Source organism: Phyllobacterium sp. RCAM01083, assembly GCF_055685835.1.
In genome coordinates this window covers 1,762,719-1,778,025 of record NZ_JBVFZN010000005.1, presented here as the reverse complement: position 1 = coordinate 1,778,025, position 15,307 = coordinate 1,762,719, and the positions used below count along the sequence as shown (strand labels likewise).

Below are 15,307 nucleotides of genomic sequence, written 5' to 3'. Positions count from 1 at the left end.
CTATAGCGCGACAACTATTTCCTGAAATCGAATGTGCGGAAGGCTGTGGCGGCAACGAGCAGCCAGCCGAGGATGAGCAGAGTACCGCCTGCAGGCGCGGCGCCGGGGAACAGGCGGTCACCGGTGATATCGCGGGAGGCAAGATCGCCGATGAACAGGAGGAGGCCGAGCAACAGCGCGAGGCCGCCGCCATAGGCCGCGCGGCTGATTTTCGCCAGCACCGCAAGGGCGAGGAACGCCGGAGCATGGATGAACAGGATGGGCGCAATCGTTGCCATATGCGGACTGGCGCTGTGCGCGGCCGCTGCATAGGCGGCGATGCCAGCGGCGCCGATCAGGCCGCCAAGGCCGGCGAATGTCCGATTAAGGTTGTGCCCGCGTGTATCGGCGGGGGTACCGCTGTTGGTATCACCAAGGTGGGTGTCGCCATTCAATGCCATGTTCGGTTCCAGTCTATGTCGGTGCAGCTGTGGTCTGCTTTCCCGGTCCGCTTTTCAGATCTGTTTCCCGGATTTATTTCCCGGATCTATTTCAATGCAGCCAGCGTCTCGGCGAGCTTTTCCTCGAACAGGTCCAATTCCTCGTCCAGTCCGACACTGACACGAATGCAGCGGTCAAGCACCGGGGCCATGGGCTTGCGGACGAAAATGTCGCGCTCGATGAGACCACTCAGCACGCTGGCGGCGTAGGCCCCATCGCGCCCGCAGTCGATGGTGACGAAATTGGTGGCGGAAGGGATAGCGGCAAGGCCGTTCCTGGCGGCGATTGCCGCGATGCGGTCGCGCCCGGCTATGATCCGCGCCACCACCTTATTGAGATAGGGTTGGTCGGCAAGGGCGGCCAGCGCAGCGATCTGCACCATGCGGTTCATGCCGAAATGGTTGCGGATCTTGTCAAAGGCGGTGATCTGGCTTTCCGCGCCAATGGCATAGCCGCAGCGCATGCCGGCGAGGCCATAGGCCTTGGAAAAAGTGCGCATGCGCAGCACGTTGGGCCGCGAGACGTCGATGGCGGGCAGGGCGGAGGCCGGGGCAGTCTCGCCATAGGCTTCGTCGAGGATCAGCAGTGTGGTTTCGGGCAGGGCGGCGATGAAGGCTTCGATCGCCGCTGCCTCGTGCCATGTCCCCATGGGGTTGTCGGGATTGGAGAAATAGACCAGTGGCGCCTTTTCGCGGACGACTGCGTCCAGCAGGGCATCGAGGTCTTCCCGGTCGTCCCGGTAGGGAACAGTGACAAGCCGCCCGCCGAACCCGGCCACATGAAAATTGAAGGTGGGATAGGCGCCCAGCGAGGTGACAACCGGCGTTCCCTCGCGCACATATTGGCGAACGGTCAGCCCCAGCAGGGTATCGACGCCTTCGCCGACCACGACATTGCGCGGCGTGACGGCGAGATGCGCGGCGAGCGCCGCCTTCAGGTCGAAATTCTCCGGATCGCAATATTTCCACACCTCCGGCGCGGCGTCGCGCATGGCTGCGATCACCGATGGTGCCGGTCCAAACCCGTTCTCATTGGCGCCAAGCCGGGCGCGAAACGGCCGGTTGCGTTGGCGTTCCAGTGTTTCCGGTCCGACGAAGGGCACGGTGGAGGGGAGCGATTCAATCAGGGGGGTAAGCTGCGGTTCCATGGCCACAGCGATAGCATTTTTTCCGGCGGTGAAAAGCAAAACCTGTCTCTTATTTCGGTGTAACAGGATTGAGTTTGCGGCCTTGCCGGTTGACCGCCGGCTTTATGCCAACCCACAGGGCCGGAAGCAGCGCCGCCGCCAGGACCCACCACATCGGGCGGATCGAATAGGCGAAGGAGAGGTTGGCCAGCAGCACCCGCATCGGCGGAATTCGCGTGGCGAGCGCGAACCAGGCATATTCGGCAAGGGCGGTTCCCAGCGTCGCCAGCACGGCAATGGCAAGCAGCGTCCACGGCGAAGACAGGGCAAAGCCGCGCGCATGGGCGAAGCGGTAGAGCAGCAGCGCGATGAGAAAACCCGCCATCAGCGTTGCCTGCGTGACATCGGCCTTGGATTGCATGAAAAAGTGCAGGACGCCGAGCGTCGCCAGCGGATAGGCGAGCGCGTGCAGCCGGTTCCAGTTCCTGCCCATGCGCCGGATCATGCCATCGGTGGAGGTCACGCCGAGCGCAACCAGGCCAAGCAATGCGGTGAAACCGATCAGCAGATAGATGCGCAGCCAGATCTCGCTGGCCACCCGCAGCAGATTGCCGTTCTGGTCGGCGATGTAGAGCGAGAAGTGCAGGGCGGCATAGGCGAGGGCGGTAAGGCCGAGGATGCGCCGGATCAGGATAAGCCTGTTCCAGCGGGTGATGTGGCGCAGCGGCGTTATGGCGAGCGAGATCAGGAAGAAGCGGATCGCCCAGTCACCGGTCTGGTGAATGGCTTCCGTGATCGGCCGCGGTCCGAGAATATTGACCTTGTAGCCCGTGGTGATGAACACCAGAGGGATGAAGGCAGCAATGAGGGCTGCGATTTTGATGGCCGATGGCTTTCCTGCCCGGTCATTCCATGGAAACTTGATCACGCCGCTGTTTTCCCTGATCACATGGCTCCTTACATCCACAGGAATCCGGCAGTGACAAGACAACAAGCCGTGAAAATGCCGGGATGTGTGGAGCACGCAATCCGGCGGCTCAGTCTGCCGGTCCGGCAAACAGAATAAGATTGCCGTCCGGATCGAGTACGATGAAGTTTCGCGCCCCCCAAGGCTCCTTCCTCAGTGTCTGGTGAAAGGACACGCCCGCCGCCTGGAAGTCGAGGAAAAGCTGCTTGATCTCAGCCGCGCTGTCGACGGCGATTGAGGCGGAAAGCAGATGCTCCCGGCTGCGGATATCGCCGGCAAAGACGGGCTCGCAGACCAGCCGCAAGGCAAGCATGGCCCGGTCGCGGATGAGCTGTCCGTAGAAGGGCGGCTCTCCATAGAGGAAATCAACGGCAAAGCCGAGTTTGCCGGTATAGAAGTCGCATGATCGCTGGATATCGGCGACGAAAAGCTGGGCAGCAATGGAACTGAGGACGGCGCTCGGCGCAGTTTGATGGCTGGGTGTGCTCATGGTCTGGGCTCCTGATAGGAGCGCCTGCCACCCTTCGAAACCCCGCTGGCGTGCCACAAGTTCCTGCGCGTCGCTGAGCCTGAACGGCGCATCCAGCACGTCCTTGTCATCGAGATGCCGGAACCGCGGCAGAGCGGCCCGGATTTCGGCGGCAACGGGATGGTACCGTTCACGATGCCAGCGCAGATACTGCTTGGCTTGCTTTCTGAGGTTTTCGAGGTTCGGCATTGGCGCATCTGTTGTCATTTGACGCAGGCGGGCATTGCCCTTTCGACCACACGTCGATGCGCCCTACGCAGCCCGGCAATAGTCGTGCGAACCAATGGTCTTTGTCAAGACGGGCCCGCAACAGCAAAAAATCCGCCGACGGGTCACCGGCAGATGTACAGGAAGCAATGGCAGGGATAGGTCAGGGGCGCTGGGTCGCCAGCCAGCGGTCGGCGCTGGCCCGGCCGAAAACCCGGGCGCGGCGATTATATTCCGCGGTCAGCTGCCGCCGGCTTTCTTCGCGCGCATAGGTCCGTTTGGCCGGCCGGTTCTTCCGGATGCGCGCGGACATGGCATCCTGTTCAGGGCGAACGCGTGTGGCTTGCGCATTGGCACCGGGAGCATTGACACTGGGGGCAGCGGCATTGGGCATACCTTGCGCCTGGCTTTCAGCAGCAAAAAGTCCCGCAGCCACCGCTACGGCAAAAAACAGGCTTCGCATCAATATTATCCTTCTTGATTCGTCTGTGTTTTGACGGGTGCCAAAAGAGTTCACGACCTTTTCGTGAAGTTTCAAAACCCGTCAAGGGACATCGCTGTCCCCTGTTTATAACTTACCAGCGGTAATGGCGGCCCCCATAGATAATCAGGGGCGGAGAATTGAATCGCATGTCATCGAATTGAGCCCGGCTTGTGGCACGGCGGTCCAGTTCAAGGTCGAGCAGGCAGCGGGCAAAGGCGTCGGTGCCCCGCTTGAAACCATAGGACGAACAGGTCCGGCCATCGATGGCGCGCCGCTCCTCCGGGGTGATGGTCTGGCATCCGGCAACGAACAGAATGAGAAGCAACACCGAACAGGTTGCACGTTTCATTGGGCTCTCCATGCCGCCGTTCTCCTGCGCGAGACGGCGACCAAATCAGTTCAACAGGCCGAGATTATCACAGAGCATCCGCCCGTGTTATCCCAATTGATTGATTGGATGGAGGAATTGCCGGAGAGGCAAAAATGTTCTGGAAAGTAAAGTCCGGTCAGACGATGAGGACGCCGGCAAGCATCACGATAATGATCATTCCTGCCAGCAGGGGCAGGATCGACATGCTGGCTTCCGCCTGTTTGGGTTTCAATACCAATTTGGCAAAGTCAGCAGCACGGTTGCCGCGATTTCGGTGACCACAAGGAACAAGACCAGAGGGAAGAACCCGTCGCTGATCTTTCTGTTGTCATTGGCTGGTGCAACGCTTGTCAAAGTCTGCTCCTGATTTAAACGACCTCCGCGGAACGCGAAACCCGGTCATGCTCGTCAGTGCCGATAGTCGGCTTGGTCACGCAACTGTAACAGCTTGAAACTTTTTGTCACCCCAAAAAGCACGTTCAGGCCCCAAACGTCTTTGTGAACGGCCCGTCCGGTGGGCCTTTTGCCTGTCAATGCCGAAGAAAACAATGTGGTTTCAGTGACTTGATTCGCGCGGTGCACAGGCGGGAAAACCTGCGCACCGCGCGTGTTTTTTCTACTCGGCCGGAGCCGGAGCGGGATGAACCGTGGCCGAATTGTGGCTTGATTCGCCGTCGAAGTGGCTTCCCTGACTCGCATGCTTGAGCGGGCGGTTGCCGGTCATGGCGCGAACGAGCACGTAGAAGACCGGTGTCATGAACAGGCCGAACAGCGTCACGCCGATCATGCCTGAGAACACGGCCACGCCCATGGCGCTGCGCATTTCCGAACCGGCGCCCGTCGAAGTGACGAGCGGAACCACGCCCATGATGAAGGCAAGCGAGGTCATCAGGATCGGGCGCAGCCGCAGGCGGCTGGCTTCGATCACCGCCTTGAACGGCGTTGATCCCGCAAACTCCAGTTCCCGTGCGAACTCCACGATCAGGATGGCATTCTTGGCGGAGAGACCGACAAGCACGATCAGCCCGATCTGCGTGAAGACGTTGTTGTCACCGGCGGTCAGCCAGACGCCGAAGAGGGCGGCGAGCAAACCGAGCGGAACGATCATGATGATCGATAGCGGCAGGGACAGGCTTTCGTACTGGGCCGACAGCACCAGGAACACCAGCAGGATCGACAGCGGGAAGATCAGGTAGGCGGAATTGCCGGCGATGATCTCCTGATAGGTAAGCTCCGTCCATTCATAGCCGATGCCGGCCGGGAAGGTCTCGGCGGCGATGCGTTCGACGGCAGCACGCGCCTGCCCCGAGGAGAAGCCCGGCGCCGCGTTGCCGTTCACATCGGCAGCAAGGAAGCCGTTGTAACGCATGGCGCGGTCGGGTCCGGCACTCGATTCCACCTTGAGCAGGGCCGATAGCGGGATCATTTCACCCGAACCCGAGCGGACCTTCAGGTCGCCAATGTCTTCCGCCTTCGCCCGGAAGCCGGAATCAGCCTGCATGCGGACCGAATAGGTACGGCCGAACTTGTTGAAGTCGTTGACATAGACAGAGCCCAGATAGATCTGCAGCGTGTTGAAGATTTCCGGCAGCGAGACATTGAGCTGGCGTGCCTTGGCACGGTCCACATCGGCGTAGAGCTGGGGCACGTTGATCTGATAGCTGGAGAACAGGCCGATGAGTTCCGGAGCAGCTGCCGCCTTGGCAAGGAATGCCTTGGTGGCATCGTTCAGCGCCTGATAACCAAGACCGTTGCGGTCCTCGATCTGGAACTTGAAGCCGCCGATGGCGCCGAGGCCCTGCACGGGCGGCGGCGGGAACACGGCGCTGAACGATTCCTTGATGCCGAACAACTGCATGTTCAGCGCCTTGGCAATCGCTCCGGCACTTAAGTCAGGCGTCTTGCGCTCCTCGAATGGCTTGAGCGAGACGAAGACGATGCCGGCATTGGAGCTGTTGGTGAAACCGTTGATCGACAGGCCGGGGAACGCAATGGTGCTCTGCACGCCCGGAATCTTCAGGGCGATGTCACCGATGCGGCGAACGACGGCCTCCGTGCGGTCAAGCGTTGCACCATCCGGCAGCTGGGTGAAGCCGACGAGATACTGCTTGTCCTGCGGCGGCACGAACCCGCCGGGAACACTTTTGAACATGAAGGCCGTCGCACCGATCAGCAGAATATAGATGCCCATCATCACGGTCTTGCGCGAAATGACGGCGGTGACGCCCCGGCTGTAGCCATTGGCGCCGCGGGTGAACACGGCGTTGAAGCCGCGGAACAGCCAGCCCAGCGTCTTGTCCATGAACCGCGTCAACGCATCCTTCGGCTCGTCATGGCCCTTGAGGAGCAGGGCGGCGAGGGCCGGGGACAGGGTCAGCGAGTTGAAGGCGGAGATGACGGTCGAGATGGCAATGGTCAGCGCGAACTGGCGGTAGAACTGCCCGGTCAGGCCGCTGATGAAGGCAAGCGGCACGAAAACCGCCACCAGCACCAATGCAATGGCGATAATCGGACCCGACACTTCGCGCATCGCCTGAACGGTTGCCGCACGTGGCGCCAGACCGTTTTCGATGTTGCGTTCGACGTTTTCCACCACCACGATCGCGTCGTCCACCACGATGCCGATGGCGAGCACGAGGCCGAACAGGCTCAGCGCATTCACCGAGAAGCCGAAGAGGTGCATGACGGCGAACGTACCGATGATCGAGATCGGAACCGCAATCAGCGGGATGATCGAGGCGCGCCATGTCTGCAGGAACAGAATGACCACGAGAACGACGAGCACCACGGCTTCCAACAGCGTGTGCACGACGGCTTCAATGGAGGCACGAACGAACTGCGTCGTATCATAAACGATCTCGTAGCTGACGCCTTCCGGCATGGTCAGCTTCATCTCGTCCATGACGGCACGCACCTGATCGGCGATCTGGATGGCGTTGGAGCCCGGTGCCTGGAAAACGGGGATGGCGACGGCCGGCTTGTTGTCGAGCAGGGAGCGCAGCGAATACTGGGCAGCGCCAAGCTCGATGCGGGCGATATCGCGCAGATGCGTGATCGCGCCGTTGGCGGCGGTCTTGACGATGATCTGGCCGAATTCTTCCTCGGTCTGCAGGCGGCCCTGCGCGTTCACCGACAATTGCAGGTCAACGCCGTTGGGGCTGGGCGAGGCGCCGATGACGCCGGCGGCGGCCTGGACGTTCTGCGCGCGGATTTCATTGAGAACATCCGTTGCCGAAAGGCCGAGCTCCGCCGTCTTCTGCGGATCGAGCCACACGCGCATGGAATAATCGCCCGAACCGAACAGCTGCACGTCGCCGACACCGTTGATGCGGGCGAGCCGGTCCTTGATGTTGATCAGCGCGTAGTTGCGCAGATAGGTGATGTCATAGCGGTTGTTGGGCGAAATGAGATTGACTACCAGCATCAGATCAGGCGAACTCTTCACCGTGGTGATGCCGAGGCTGCGCACCTCCTGCGGCAGGCGGGGTTCCGCCTGCGACACACGGTTCTGTACCAGCTGCTGCGCCTTGTCGGGGTCGGTGCCGATGGCGAAGGTCACGGTCAGGGTCATCTGGCCGTCGGTGGTTGCCTGGCTGCCCATGTAGAGCATGCCTTCGACGCCGTTGATCTGTTCCTCGATCGGCGTTGCCACGGTTTCGGCAATGACCTTCGGGTTGGCACCCGGATATTGCGCGCGCACCACGATGGATGGCGGCACGACATCCGGATATTCCGAAACGGGCATGGCCGTCAGGGCGATCAGACCGCCAAGGAAAATCACGAAAGACAGAACGCCCGCGAAGACCGGGCGGTCGATGAAGAAATTGGAGATATTCATATCACTATCCGCCTGCCCGTTGCGGGGCTTTGATGCGATTACTGTTGTGTCTTGGCTGGATCGGTGGCCAAGGCCTGCAAATTGTGTGCTGCAGCGCCCATGGCGACCATTTCAGGAGCGACGAGCGAACCGGGACGAATGCGCTGCAGGCCGTTGACGACGATCTTTTCCTCCGGCTGCAGGCCGCTGGTGACGATACGCAGGCCTTCCGCCGGTGCCCCGAGCGAAATCTCGCGGTATTCGACGATGTTCTTGTCGTTGACCACCATGACGAATTTCTTGCTCTGGTCGGTGCCGACGGCCTTTTCATCGACAAGCAGTTCCTGCTTTTCGTTGGCCGTGCCCATGCGCAGCTTGGCAAACTGGCCCGGCATGAACTTGCCGTCCGTATTGTCGAACACCGCCCGCACCTTGACCGTGCCGCTGGCGACATCGACGCTGTTGTTGATCAGCTGCAGCTTGCCCTTCACGTCGCTCTGGCCGTAAACGTCCATCACGACGGGGATGCGGTCGGAGAAATCGCGGCTGTTGAGACCCTGCGGCAGGTCGGCGAGGGCCTGGGCCACGGTGTTTTCATTGGCCTCGAAGCTGGCATAGATCGGGCTGATCGAGACGATGGTGGTCAGCAGCGGCGAGCTGGGACCGGAGGCGATCAGATTGCCGGCTGTGATTTCGATGCGGCCGACGCGGCCGCTGATGGGCGCACGGATTTCCGTGTAATCGAGGTTGAGCATGGCGGTCTTGAGCCCGGCCTGTGCCGCTTCAAGATCGGCCTGTGCGCCGCTCTGCACATTGAAGCGCTGGTCGTAGTCGCTCTGGGACACCGTGCGCGAATCGATCAGGCGCTTGCCGCGTTCCAGTTCGTTCTTGGCGAGGGACAGTTTCGATTCGGCGGCGCTGACGGCGGCCTTTGCCCGTGCGACCTCGGCTTCATAGGGAGCCGGATCGATCTTGACGAGAAGGTCGCCCTGCTTGACCAGTGCACCTTCCTTGAAGGCGACGGACTGGATGGCCCCGGCGACGCGCGAACGAAGGTCGACATGGTCGATGGCTTCGAGGCGGCCGGAGAACTCGCTCCACCGGGTGATGAGTTTTGGCTGGACGACAGCGACGGAAACGGGCGTTGCCACGGGCGCGGCCTGCTTGCTGGTTTCGGCATGGCTCTTGCCAAGATCGAACAGTTGGGTCGAACCCACGGCTGCCAGCGCCACAATAAAGCCGCCGACATAGAGTGATCTTTTGTAAGTGCTGATTGACATCGTGGTCATCCTGCTTTGAAAGTTGTATCGCCATTGGGAGTGGCTAAACGAAATTGGATCGTTGACGATCGATACCGATCGGTATAAAACGAGATATAAGGCTGCGGTACGGTGGCTGTCAATTGGATTTTATACCGAACGGTATATTTCTTCTAGGGAGTCTTGTCCATGGGACGGCCGAGGGAATTTGATGCCGATGAGGCACTGCAGACTGCGCTCGAACTTTTTTGGCGCAAGGGCTACGAGGGCACATCCATCACTGACCTGACGGACGGCATGGGTATCACCAAGCCAAGCCTTTACGGCGCCTTCGGCAACAAGGAAGAACTGTTCCGCATGGCGCTCGAGCGCTATGAGCAGAATTACATGGCGTTTTTCTGGAAAGCGCTGGAGCAGCCGGACGCACGCACCGTCGCCATGGATATTCTGCACGGCTTTGCCGATGCGCAGACCTGCGACTGCAATCCTTCGGGGTGTCTGGGAATCAATGCGGCCATGGGCTGCAGCGATGCCGCCGCCGCCATCCAGAAAACCATCATCGAAAAGCGCAATATGGGCCAGAAGGCGCTGGCGCGGCGTTTTGCCCGGGCGAAACGCGAGGGTGACCTGAAAACCGAGTGCGATGCGGAAGATATCGCCCGGTTTATCATGACCATATCCCAGGGTACCGCGGTACAGGCATCGAGCGGAACCGCGCGGGAAGAGCTCTACAGGCTGATTGATATCGCCATGCGCTGCTGGCCGGGCTGATCGCGGACGACTTGCATTCCCTTCAGTGCGTGGTTCGACAAGCTCACCATGAGGGAGGGAGTAGATTGCAAGGAGCCATATTCTGCGACATATCCGATTGGCTTTGTCATCAACAACATCCCTCATGGTGAGCTTGTCGAACCACGCACCACGCAATCAGGTCGTGCAGGATTTTCACACCAGCCGGTGACGGAACAGCCAGGATGAAACCGGCAGTGTCACCACCGAAATGCCGATGAGCGCCAGCATTTCCGGCAGGAGCTGGCGAATCCCCGCGCCTTCCAGATAGACCTGGTGCGTGATGCTGATGGCATAGCGCAGCGGATTGATCAGCGTGAAATATTGCAGGATATCCGGCATGTTGCCGATGGGCGCCGTCAGGCCCGACAGAAGCATGAACGGCATCAAAAGCACGAAGGAGAAGATCATCGCCTGCTGCATGTTCGCGGCCAGCGACGACAGGAAAAGCCCGATGCCGACCGCTGCTGCCAGAAACAGGATCAATCCCATATAAAGAATGAGGTAGGACCCGGCGAAGGGGATCTGGAACCACAGCTGCGCGACGAGCAGGATGAGCGTTGCCTGCGTGGTGCCCACCATCATCGACGGCAGGGCCTTGCCCACCATGATTTCGGAGGGGCGGAAGGGTGTGACCAGCAACTGGTCGAGCGTTCCCGCCTCCCGCTCGCGCGCCACGGACATGGCGGTTAGCATCATCGTCATCATCATGGTGATGGTGCCGATCAGCGAGGGGATCATGTTCCAGCGCGTCTCGAGGCTCGGATTGTACCAGGCGCGCGTCGTCACCGTGATTCCGGTATTGGCGGCCTGGCCGTTCTCGGCACGCCAGCGATGGGTGAAATCCGTCACGATGGCGCTGACATAGCCCTGCGCCGTGCCGGCCGTATTGGAATTGCGCCCGTCGGCGATAACCTGCAATTGGGCAGGCTTTCCGGCCATCAGGTTCTTTTCAAAGTCCTGGTCGATGACCAGCACCAGCAGAACGCGCCCGTTGTTGATATAACCGGCGATATCGCCTGTCCGCTGCAGCGTGGCGATGCGGGTAAACGTGGCGGAACCGTCGAACCGTGCGGCCAGCGCCATGGAGGCGGCGCTGTGATCGTGATCGAGAAGCGCGTAGGGCACGTTGTTGAGGTCGTAGCTCGCGGCATAGCCGAAGACCAGACATTGCATGATCGGCGGCACCACCAGCACGATGCGGCTCTTGGGGTCTTTCAGCATGGCCAGCAATTCCTTGCGGATAAGGGCGATGATGCGGAAGAGCGACTGGATCATGGCTGCCTCACCCGAGTTTCTTGCGCGTTGCCCGCACGGAAGCGGCCATCAGCACCGTTGCCATCACCGCAAGCACCGCGGCGTTGGGCAGGATCACCCCCCAGATATCGCCGGCCAGAAACAGGGTCTGCAGCACGCTGACGAAATAGCGGCCGGGGAAAATATAGGTGATGAACTGGATGACGAGCGGCATGCTGCGGATGTCGAACATGAAGCCGGACAGCATCATTGCGGGCAGGAAGGTGACGACGAGGGTGACCTGACTGGCAACGAACTGGCTCTTGGTCACCGATGAAATCAGCAGGCCGATGCCGAGCGCCACGATCAGATAGAGCATCGAGACGATGACGAGTATCCACAGCGAGCCGCGCAGCGGCACATGGAACAGGATCTGGCTGCCGACAACGGACAATGCCAGCCCGAGCATGCCGAGAACGAAATAGGGAATGATCTTGCCGAGCAGGATTTCAACCGGCCGCACCGGCGTGACGAACAGCGCCTCGAAGGTGCCGCGCTCCCATTCCCGCGCCATGACGAGCGCGGTCAGGAGTGCGCCGATCAGTGTCATGACCAGCACGATCAGCCCCGGCACGAGGAAATAGCTGCTTTCATTGGCCTCGTTGAACCAGAGCCGCGTCTGCATATTGACCGAAGCACCGCTGCTGGCGATTCTGCCTTCGGCCGCCTGCCGCGCCAGCCACGTGGCAACGGCGCCTTGCGCATAGGCCAGCGAAATGCGTGCCGTATTGGCATCGGTGCCGTTGACGACGATCTGGATATCGCCATTGCCCAGCGCAACGTTTCGGGCAAATTGCGGCGGAATGCGCACGATGCCGCTGACGGTCTTGTCCTTGAGCAGCCGCTCGGCCTCCGCCATGGTCTTGACCGGATGGGTCTGGAAATAGTCCGAAAGCTCGAAACCCGACACCGCGCCGCGCGCTTCGGCGGAATTCTCTTCCATCACGAGGGCGACCGGCAGGTTCTTCAGATCGAAGGACAGGCCGTAGCCGAACAGGATCAGCAGCATCATCGGCATGACGATGCCGACGGCGATGCTGCTGGGATCGCGGATCACCTGCCAGGATTCCTTGCGCACCAGCGCCAGGATGCGCCGCAGGCTGCCATGATACTGGATCGGGGCGGGTGTGCTCATGCGGCCTTGCCCCTTGTTTCAGCGGCGCTGCGCGATTCCTCGACAATGGCGATGAACGCATCCTCCATGTTCGGCTCGCGCCCGTCCTGCGGTTTGGCATGGCCACGGATGTCGGCGGGCGTTCCCTCGGCGAGATTGCGCCCGGCATCCATGATCATGATCCGGTCGCAATATTCCGCTTCCTCCATGAAATGCGTGGTGACGATGACCGTTACGCCCTGTTCCGACAGCGCGGTAATGCGCCCCCAGAATTCGCGCCGGGCGAGGGGATCGGCGCCGCTCGTCGCCTCGTCGAGGAACAGGATGTCCGGTTCGTGCAACAGCGCGGCGGCCATGGCCAGGCGCTGCTTGAACCCGCCGGGCAACTGGCCGCTCGGCAGCGTCGCCAGTTCACCGAGTTCAAACTGCTGCTTCGACCAGTCGATGCGTTCGCGCTTTTTCGCGCCGCGCAGGCCATAGGCGCTGGCGAAGAAATCCAGGTTCTCGTCCACCGAGAGATCACCGTAGAGCGAGAATTTCTGCGCGACATAGCCCAGATTCTGCCGCGCTTCCGCCCGCGCCGTGCGCAAATCCGCACCGGCAACCCGCAATGTTCCGCTGGTTGCGGGAATCAGCCCGCACAGCATGCGGAATGTGGTGCTCTTGCCCGCGCCGTTCGGGCCGAGCAGCCCATAAATCTCGCCGCGCTTCACGCGGAAACTGACATGGTTCACCGCGGCGAAATCCCCGAACATGCGCACGAGGTCATGCACCTCAACGGAAATCTCGTCCTTGCGTGTCGAGTCTGCCGCGCGCTGCAGCTCCAGGCTGCTGGAATGGCCTTCGCCCGCCACGGCGCTGAACAGCACCATGAAGCCGTCCTCGAAACGCGGCGGCGTTGCGGTCAGCGCCACCGGCCTTCCGTCGACGCTGAGTTTACCCTTGAAACCCGGTTGCCGGACGATGCGCACCTTGCCTGCTTCAGGCACCGCATCCACCACGCCGTCATGGCGGAACAGCCGCGCCTGCAGCGAGCGGGCATTCATGCCGTCCTGCGGCGCGGCGATGAACACATTGCCTTTCGCGCGGGCGGTGATCTCGTCGGGCTTGCCCTGCGCCAGCACCTTGCCCAGATGCATGACGACCGCATGGTCGCAGAACTCGGCCTCGTCGAGATAGGAGGTGCTGACGACGACCGTCAGGCCGTCTTCGCGCACCAGTTTCAGCACGATCTGCCACAATTCCCGCCGCGACAGCGGATCGACGCCGACGGTCGGCTCATCGAGCAGCAGCAATTCCGGCGAGCGCACCAGCGTGCAGGCAAGACCCAGCTTCTGCTTCATGCCGCCGGACAGTTTTCCCGCCAGCCGTTCGGTAAATCGGCCAAGATTGGTCATGTCCATCAGCCGCGGATAAATCTCGCGGCGCTGGTCCGGGGTGATGCCATGCAGGTCCGCATAAAGATCGAGATTTTGCTGAACGCTCAGATCCTCATAGAGGCCGAATTTCTGCGGCATGTAGCCGATGCGGTTCTGCACCGCCTGCGGATCGGCCGCGACATCGATGCCGAGCACCTTGAGTTCGCCGCTCTCGGCCGCCATCAGCCCGGCCATCAGCCGCAGGATTGTCGTCTTGCCCGCGCCGTCGGGCCCGACAAGGGCGGTCACCGTCCCGTGGCGCGCCTCAAACGAGACATCGTCGAGCGCCTTGACCGTTTCGCCGGTATCGCGGTGGAACGTCTTGTGGATGGACCGCGCCGTGACGGGGGAGGCTGGCGCGGCGCCGGTCATGGTTTTGTGTCCGCCATTGGCGCAATCGCATGCGGCGCGCCATCCGGCAGCAACGTGACGGTGGCTGGCATGCCGAGCCGCAGCACATCCTTGTGGTCCTCGACAAAAACGCGCACCTCATAGACGAGGCTGGTGCGCAGGTCGGTCGTCTCCACGGTTTTCGGGGTGAACTCCGCCACCGGCGAGATGAAGCCGACCCAGCCGTCCAGCGGCTGATCGGGAAAACTGTCCGTGGTGATCCTGGCCCGCATGCCGGGGCGCAGATGGCCGAGATTGGTTTCGGAGACATAGGCGCGCACCCATTTCATGCCGCGCGTTGCCAGCGAAAATACCGGTTTGCTGGGCGCTGCAATCTCGCCCGGTTCCATCAGCCGCGAGCGCACGACGCCATCAAACGGCGCAAAAAGCTGCGAATCGGCAAGCTGCTGGCGCATGAGCGCCAGTTGCGCCTCGCTGCCGCGCAACTGCGCTTCGCTCTGGCTGATTTCCTCGACACGCGGACCGGCGATGGCAAGCGCCAGCGCACTTTGCGCCACGTCCACCTTGGCATCGGCAACCGCCGCCGCCGCGCGCGCCGTATCAAGGTCCTGCTTGCTGGCGGTGGCATTGGCGGTCAGTACGCTTTGCCGCTCGAATTGCGCCTTGGCGTTCAGCGCATCGGCCTGCGCCGACACCAGATTGGCGCGCGCCTGGGCGATTTCCTCAGGGCGGCTGCCGTTTTTCAGCTGGAGCAGGGCGGCCTGCTGGGCGGCGACCGTTGCCTCCGCCTGCTGCACCTGCGGGGCGAGGCGGCTGGTATCGAGCCGCGCCAGCACCTGGCCCTTGCCCACCACATCGCCTTCTTCCGCCAGCACCTCGGCAATCCTCTCTGACCCGTTGAAGGCAAGCGATGCCTGCCGCAGGTCGATATTGCCGTACAGCGTCAGCGCATCGTTCGCCGATGACGGGCGATAGTACCACCAGGCTCCGCCGGCGAGGGCGGCGATGAGGATCAGTGGAATGAGAATGCGAAGAATTTTGCTCATGCGCCATCATACAGGCCGCGTGTGTATTATGTCAAATTTGAATTTCAATTTGAA

13 protein-coding genes are annotated in these 15,307 nt (G+C 61.4%); 1 reads left to right on the top strand and 12 read right to left on the bottom strand.

The genetic code is table 11. The annotated features are described in order from the left end of the window. Nucleotides 1-14 precede the first annotated feature (14 nt). From ACZ25R_RS15550 to ACZ25R_RS15515, 8 genes are all read right to left on the bottom strand, one after another. Nucleotides 15-440 carry a DUF423 domain-containing protein gene (locus ACZ25R_RS15550; RefSeq protein ID WP_472461471.1) on the bottom strand — a complete coding sequence of 142 codons (426 nt, stop codon included), beginning with the start codon at nucleotides 438-440 and terminating at the stop codon, nucleotides 15-17. Between the two features lie 86 nt (nucleotides 441-526). Next, the gene (locus ACZ25R_RS15545) at nucleotides 527-1,627 is read right to left on the bottom strand and encodes a pyridoxal phosphate-dependent aminotransferase (protein ID WP_472461470.1); all 1,101 of its coding nucleotides are present in this window, start codon (nucleotides 1,625-1,627) and stop codon (nucleotides 527-529) included. A gap of 49 nt (nucleotides 1,628-1,676) precedes the next feature. Next, nucleotides 1,677-2,534 (bottom strand): protein-methionine-sulfoxide reductase heme-binding subunit MsrQ, encoded by an 858-nt coding sequence (locus ACZ25R_RS15540; protein WP_472461469.1) that lies wholly within the window; start codon nucleotides 2,532-2,534, stop codon nucleotides 1,677-1,679. 109 nt (nucleotides 2,535-2,643) lie between these two features. After that, on the bottom strand, nucleotides 2,644-3,291 hold the full coding sequence (locus tag ACZ25R_RS15535) for a VOC family protein (protein ID WP_472461468.1): 648 nt from the start codon (nucleotides 3,289-3,291) through the stop codon (nucleotides 2,644-2,646). 181 nt (nucleotides 3,292-3,472) lie between these two features. Next, on the bottom strand, nucleotides 3,473-3,772 hold the full coding sequence (locus ACZ25R_RS15530; RefSeq protein ID WP_346304928.1) for a hypothetical protein: 300 nt from the start codon (nucleotides 3,770-3,772) through the stop codon (nucleotides 3,473-3,475). A gap of 112 nt (nucleotides 3,773-3,884) precedes the next feature. After that, on the bottom strand, nucleotides 3,885-4,142 hold the full coding sequence (locus ACZ25R_RS15525) for a hypothetical protein (RefSeq protein ID WP_223611335.1): 258 nt from the start codon (nucleotides 4,140-4,142) through the stop codon (nucleotides 3,885-3,887). Between the two features lie 637 nt (nucleotides 4,143-4,779). Next, nucleotides 4,780-8,001 (bottom strand): efflux RND transporter permease subunit, encoded by a 3,222-nt coding sequence (locus ACZ25R_RS15520; protein ID WP_472461467.1) that lies wholly within the window; start codon nucleotides 7,999-8,001, stop codon nucleotides 4,780-4,782. Between the two features lie 38 nt (nucleotides 8,002-8,039). After that, nucleotides 8,040-9,260 carry an efflux RND transporter periplasmic adaptor subunit gene (locus tag ACZ25R_RS15515; RefSeq protein ID WP_464663103.1) on the bottom strand — a complete coding sequence of 407 codons (1,221 nt, stop codon included), beginning with the start codon at nucleotides 9,258-9,260 and terminating at the stop codon, nucleotides 8,040-8,042. A 168-nt stretch (nucleotides 9,261-9,428) separates the two neighbouring features. Here ACZ25R_RS15515 and ACZ25R_RS15510 point away from each other — a divergent pair, with 168 nt between their 5' ends. Then, the gene (locus ACZ25R_RS15510) at nucleotides 9,429-10,010 is read left to right on the top strand and encodes a TetR/AcrR family transcriptional regulator (protein WP_105735974.1); all 582 of its coding nucleotides are present in this window, start codon (nucleotides 9,429-9,431) and stop codon (nucleotides 10,008-10,010) included. A gap of 174 nt (nucleotides 10,011-10,184) precedes the next feature. Here the strand turns inward: ACZ25R_RS15510 and ACZ25R_RS15505 are convergent, their stop codons facing one another. The 4 genes from ACZ25R_RS15505 to ACZ25R_RS15490 are packed head-to-tail and all read right to left on the bottom strand — an operon-like array spanning nucleotide 10,185 to nucleotide 15,253. Continuing rightward, nucleotides 10,185-11,306 carry an ABC transporter permease gene (locus tag ACZ25R_RS15505; protein ID WP_472461466.1) on the bottom strand — a complete coding sequence of 374 codons (1,122 nt, stop codon included), beginning with the start codon at nucleotides 11,304-11,306 and terminating at the stop codon, nucleotides 10,185-10,187. Nucleotides 11,307-11,313: 7 nt separating this feature from the next. Beyond that, nucleotides 11,314-12,459, bottom strand: coding sequence for an ABC transporter permease (locus tag ACZ25R_RS15500; protein ID WP_472461465.1), 1,146 nt, complete (start codon nucleotides 12,457-12,459; stop codon nucleotides 11,314-11,316). Next, entirely contained in the window at nucleotides 12,456-14,228 is a 1,773-nt protein-coding gene (locus ACZ25R_RS15495) for an ATP-binding cassette domain-containing protein (protein WP_472461464.1), read from the bottom strand. The genes ACZ25R_RS15500 and ACZ25R_RS15495 overlap by 4 nt, the downstream gene beginning before the upstream one ends. Next, a complete protein-coding gene (locus ACZ25R_RS15490; RefSeq protein ID WP_472461463.1) occupies nucleotides 14,225-15,253 on the bottom strand; it encodes an HlyD family secretion protein in 1,029 nt (342 codons plus the stop codon). The genes ACZ25R_RS15495 and ACZ25R_RS15490 overlap by 4 nt, the downstream gene beginning before the upstream one ends. Between the last annotated feature and the right edge of the window lie 54 nt (nucleotides 15,254-15,307).